We start from the raw sequence: 1,022 nt of genomic DNA on the forward strand, positions 1-1,022 counted from the left end.
CGCCTCCGCCGTCGCCGCCGTGGCCGCGGTGGTGCTCACCGGCACCCTGGTCACCCGCTACGGACCGGACGACGGCGCCCGGGACCGCACCTCCGCCGCCGGCGCCGAGGCGTCCCCCACCCCTGCCGCCACCACCGCCGCCACCGCCTCCCCCTCACCGGCCGGGGACCGGAAGAAGGACCGGGACGACGACGGCAAGGGCAGCCCCACCCCCTCCTCCACCCCCGAGGGCGGAAAGAACCCCAAGCCGAAGGCCACCGGCACGCCGCTGACCGTCGTCACCCGCCCCCACGTGTGGGAGAGCCCCTGCAGTCAGCACTACCTGGTGAACCGCCCGCCCGCCGAGTTGGGCCCGCCGCCCACCGAGCCGGACGCCCCCGGGTGGGTGTCCGCCATGGGCGCGGTCGCGTCGGGCGACCAGATGATCGCGCTGACCGTCCAGGCGACCGGCGACGAGACCGTCGTCCTCGACGCGATCCACGTCCGGGTCCTCAAGTCCTCCGCCCCGCTGCCGTGGAACGACTACGCCATGGGCGTCGGCTGCGGCGGCAACGTCTCCACCCGGTCCTTCGACGTCCGTCTCGACGAGCCGCGCCCGACCGCCCGGCCGCAGGGGGGCCAGGGCGCCTTCCCCTACAAGGTCACCGCCGCCGAGCCCCTGGTCGTCTACGTCACCGCGCACGCCTCGGCCCACGACGTCAGCTGGGTGCTCGACCTCGAGTGGTCCAGCGGCGGCCGGTCGGGGACCGTCCGCCTCGACGACGGCGGCCGCCCCTTCCGCGCGAGCGGCAACGAGGGCCGCCCCCGGTACGAACATCCGCTGGGCGCGACCACTTGGAGCGCCTCGCTCGAGTAGCGCAGGATGGGGCCCGTGGGGGCGACCAGGAACGAGACCGAAGAGCTGCTGCGCCGCGCCGGGCTGGAGGTCGTGGCCCCGTGGCGGACCGAGCCCGTGCTGTCGGTGCGTGCCGCCTGGCGGACGGTGACCGGCGGTGGTGTGCCGCCGTCGGCGGAGGTCCCCG

General features: G+C 76.1%; 1 pseudogene. It reads left to right on the plus strand.

Annotation, left to right across the window (positions count from 1 at the left end):
• A pseudogene (locus HW445_RS32470) lies at positions 1-856 on the plus strand (transcriptional regulator); the annotation flags it as partial.
• Positions 857-1,022 lie beyond the last annotated feature (166 nt).

Source organism: Streptomyces sp. UH6 (assembly GCF_013421635.1).
Taxonomy (GTDB): Bacteria; Actinomycetota; Actinomycetes; order Streptomycetales; family Streptomycetaceae; genus Streptomyces; species Streptomyces abyssomicinicus.